The sequence below is a fragment of the Methyloglobulus morosus KoM1 genome (assembly GCF_000496735.2).
In the GTDB taxonomy this organism is placed as follows: Bacteria; Pseudomonadota; Gammaproteobacteria; order Methylococcales; family Methylomonadaceae; genus Methyloglobulus; species Methyloglobulus morosus.
On record NZ_AYLO01000111.1, the window covers coordinates 1 to 3,996 of the forward strand.

The window sequence follows — 3,996 nt, forward strand, 5'->3', positions numbered from 1 at the left end:
GTACCAGCAATATCAATATCCCCACGACAAGTGCCAGTAAGGGTTCAAGTAATACGGGTTTGATAGTGAAATTCATGTGGGTTCTCCTCAAGATAAATAAAATAAAGTCTAGCCGCAGGATAGAATAATGTCTGTTCGGTATCGTACATAAAGCCACTGTCAGCAAAATTGACTATCTGAAGTTAAGCTTAACGAAACTGGCCTTTGGCCAAGTGGTTTTGGTGCATCTACTGGATATGTCGACGGACAAGGGCATCATCGAACTGGATGATGCCTTCGTCGGCGGTAAGCGCCCCGGCAAGCGCGGGTGCGGAGCTGGCGAAGACAGCCATCATGTCGCCAAAGTCACGTGGCTCTGGAAAAAATCCCCAACCGCTTGCTGAAGCTGTGCGCCATGTACCCACCGGTTTTGCTGCAACCTGTGGCTTGTTAATAGCCATGTTTATGAATTCGACGGAACACGAGTCCCAGTTGCGCTTGTTTATCTGGCCGCTTATAAAGAACGTTTGTGTCTTCGGTCACATGAAATTTCGAACGGCTTTTATATGCTCTCCATTATGTGCGGTAACGAACAGACAAGGGCATCGCCAACCTGTAATGTTTTAAGCGTTTGTTTTGGATAAAGAGTGGGGTCTAGCGAATATTCCACTAATTCACGTTGTTATTCTGGTGAGATGCGTAGGATTGAAGGTGACCGCATTTCACCAGCGTCGGCCTATTTACCCTTAGTATATTTCTATGGAAACCAGCAATTTGCTGCGCCACCAGATCATTAACAGCCGCACGGCACAACTAAACGAAAATTTTGCGGAGGCTGCGATTGGCCTATGGGAGCCGTTGGCTGCCCAAATCGTTTCGATCGTCGGTGAAGGTGGCTTCAATTCAATTTATGTAAGAAGTATATCCAAAAGCCAATCGACATTTCCCTGGCTCGCGGATGGCCCAATGTCACCACTAAACGACCACCGATTCGCGGCATTAAAAATGAGCTTGGAAGGGCAACCGCCCAAGCAAGCCAGCGCCGCAATCGACCTGCTCCTGACCACGTTTACCGATATCCTGGCTTCGTTAATTGGCGAGGATTTAACAAAGCACCTGTTACGCTCGGCTTGGGGCGTTGACGCGACTGATATAAGCTGGCAGGAAACATAGATGAGCAATAATAAAGTAACTATACGTCGCCTGAAGACGGGCGTGCCCGGCATGGACGACCTGTTGGGTGGCGGCTTACCGGAATATTCGTTCAACCTGATTGCGGGTCAGCCGGGCAGCGGAAAAACCACGCTCGCCCATCAGATCATGTTTTCGCTGGCAAACCCGGACAATCGGGCGCTGTTCTTCACGGTGCTCGGGGAACCCGCCCTGAAGATGCTCCGTTATCAACAACAATTTTCGTTTTTTGATATCAGTAAAGTCGACAAATCGATCCGCTTCGTCAACCTGTCGGCTGACTTGGTGGAGGGGGATTTTGACCGGGTCTTGTCTCGCATTGCCGAAGAAGTGCGGGCCTTTGCGCCTAGCCTGGTATTTGTCGATTCGTTTCGGTCAGTCGCGCAGTCGGCGAAGGAAGGGAATCAAGGCGTATCCGAGTTGCAGCAGTTTGTCCAGCAGTTGGGGTTGCAGCTAACCAGTTGGCAAGCAACCACCTTCCTGATCGGTGAATATTTGTCGCCCGCTTCAGAATCAAGCCCGGTCTTTACCATGGCGGACGGCATCCTGTGGATGACCCAAAACCTGCACCACAATTCCATGATACGGAAGATGCAGGTGGTAAAAATACGCGGCCAATCTCAGTCACCCGGATTGCATACCTTCCGGATCAGTGAAAAAGGCATCCAGGTATTCACCCGTGCGATCGCCAAACAGGCATCCGCTGATGCGGTCGCCAACAAGGATGGCGTTAGCGGAGAGCGTCTTACGATGGGAATTCCCTTCCTGGACGAAATGCTGGGCGGAGGCCTTCCAACCGGTTATTCGCTGCTTGTTGTCGGGCCATCCGGTTCCGGGAAAACGGTCTTGGCGACCGAATTTCTCGCGGAAGGCGCACGAAAGGGTGAACTTGGCGTCATCGCGGCGTTTGAGAAAAGCCCCAGACAATTGTTAAGCGGTAAACTGAATGCCTTGGTAAAGGCGGGACAGGTCGGCTTGCTCGATACGCATGACCTGGACTTATCCATTGACCAAACCCTGCATGACCTGATCGAAATCATCGACCGGACGGGCGCAAAACGCCTTGTCATTGATTCCCTGTCGGGCTTTGAACTCGCGCTGGCATCGGAGTTTCATGAAAATTTTCGCAGCTCACTGTACCGGCTGGTGTCCGAGCTGACTGGCAAGGGGGTGGCGGTATTGATGACCTCGGAACTGGAAGACCGCTACACCGACTTGCGCTTTAGCCCTTTTGGGAGCGCCTTCCTTGCCGATGCCATCATTGTCCAGCGCTATATCGAAATCGCGGGGCAATTCAAACGCGTCCTTTCGGTCGTCAAGGTGCGTGGCAGCGCACACAGTAAGGATATCCGTTTGTTTGATATCTCCGATGAAGGCATCGCCATTGGCGAGGCCTTGTCGGGGTATTCCGGCATCCTGTCGGGCCACCCCACAGCCAGCCCCTAGATAGGACAGCCAAATGGGCATAGCCACCAATGATAATGACGATACCGCCACAAGCCCTGACGGCTTAAGCCAACCGGAAGTGTCAACCACGCCTTTAGTTGACCAAGAAAAAGCCATTGCGGACTGGGAAAACGCCGTCAATGCCAAAAATGCGGCCATCCTAAAGCGCGAGGAGCGGGTCACTTCGCGGGAAGAGGCGATAGGGCGCCGTGAAAATGCCGCCGATGTCCGGAACCGAACTGCCAATGACCGTGAAGACAATGCCGATGCCAGTGAAAATATTGCCGCTGCCCGTGACGGCACGGCCGACCAACGTGAAAACAGTATGGTTATACGGGAAACGCGTGCCACCGTGCGTGAAAAGGAAATCCAGGCGGAAGAGACCTTAAAGGCAGCGTCCAACCATCTTATCATTATGCTGCAACAAGCCAACGCGCACTTGGTGACCGTTTCAATTGAAGCGCACAAAATGGCCGAACAAGTCAAGGTGGCCAAAGACCAACTCGCTTACCTGGCGCACCATGACGTGCTGACCGACTTGCCTAACCGCATCCTGCTGTTGGACCGGCTCAATTCGGCGATTGAACTGGCAGGACGTAAGGGTTGGCAGCTTGCGTTGATGTTCTTGGATTTGGACCGGTTCAAGTACATCAACGACTCCTTGGGGCATGTGGTCGGCGACAAGCTGTTGCAATCGGTCGCCGGACGCCTGCTCGGGTGCGCGCGCCATTCCGACACCATCAGCCGCCAGGGCGGTGATGAATTCGTGGTGCTGCTGCCGTTCATTGAGCAAAGGGAGGATGCGGCGCTGTGTGCGCAAAAGTTGATCGAGTCGGTCAGGCTGCCGCACCACATCACGGGCCACGATATCCATGTCAACGTCAGTATCGGCATCAGCATCTATCCGGACAACGGCCTTGATGCGGAAACCTTGATGAAAAATGCGGACACGGCCATGTTCTGCGCCAAGGAAAACAGGAGCAATAAATTCAAGTTCTTCGAATCGGAAATGAATGCCCGGGCCGTCCATCGTCATTCCATCGAAGCCAGCCTGCATTTTGCGTTAAAAAGGCACGAATTTGTGCTCTATTTCCAGCCGAAAGTCGAGTTGAACAGCGGCATGATTGTCGGCGTAGAGGCGCTTATCCGCTGGCAACACCCCGAACTAGGGCTGGTCCTTCCCAAACTGTTCGTGGCCATCGCCGAAGATTGCGGGCTGATCTTGCCGATCGGCCGATGGGTGCTGCGGGAGGCTTGCCTCCAGGCCCAAGCCTCACTGCCATTAAGTTAAGCCCTATTTGTCTCAAAAGCACAGTTTTTTCTGCCGTTTATGGAAACTCAGCAACGAGCGGGCCGAACTGTTTTTTCGGGGCGGATTGC

Annotated in this window: 4 protein-coding genes; 3 read left to right on the top strand and 1 reads right to left on the bottom strand. The window is 53.0% G+C overall.

Annotation, left to right across the window (positions count from 1 at the left end; translation table 11 throughout):
- Positions 1 to 227 precede the first annotated feature (227 nt).
- Positions 228 to 440 (bottom strand): hypothetical protein, encoded by a 213-nt coding sequence (locus MGMO_RS14300; protein ID WP_036308237.1) that lies wholly within the window; start codon positions 438 to 440, stop codon positions 228 to 230.
- A 298-nt stretch (positions 441 to 738) separates the two neighbouring features.
- On the opposite strand from MGMO_RS14300, the gene MGMO_RS14305 reads away from it, so the two are divergent.
- The 3 genes from MGMO_RS14305 to MGMO_RS14315 are packed head-to-tail and all read left to right on the top strand — an operon-like array spanning position 739 to position 3,907.
- Positions 739 to 1,152, top strand: coding sequence for a hypothetical protein (locus MGMO_RS14305; RefSeq protein WP_023495769.1), 414 nt, complete (start codon positions 739 to 741; stop codon positions 1,150 to 1,152).
- A complete protein-coding gene (locus tag MGMO_RS14310) occupies positions 1,153 to 2,616 on the top strand; it encodes an ATPase domain-containing protein (protein ID WP_023495770.1) in 1,464 nt (487 codons plus the stop codon). It begins immediately after the preceding gene.
- 13 nt (positions 2,617 to 2,629) lie between these two features.
- Complete coding sequence (locus tag MGMO_RS14315; RefSeq protein WP_023495771.1) at positions 2,630 to 3,907, top strand: putative bifunctional diguanylate cyclase/phosphodiesterase; 1,278 nt, start codon at positions 2,630 to 2,632, stop codon at positions 3,905 to 3,907.
- The last annotated feature ends 89 nt before the right edge of the window (positions 3,908 to 3,996 follow it).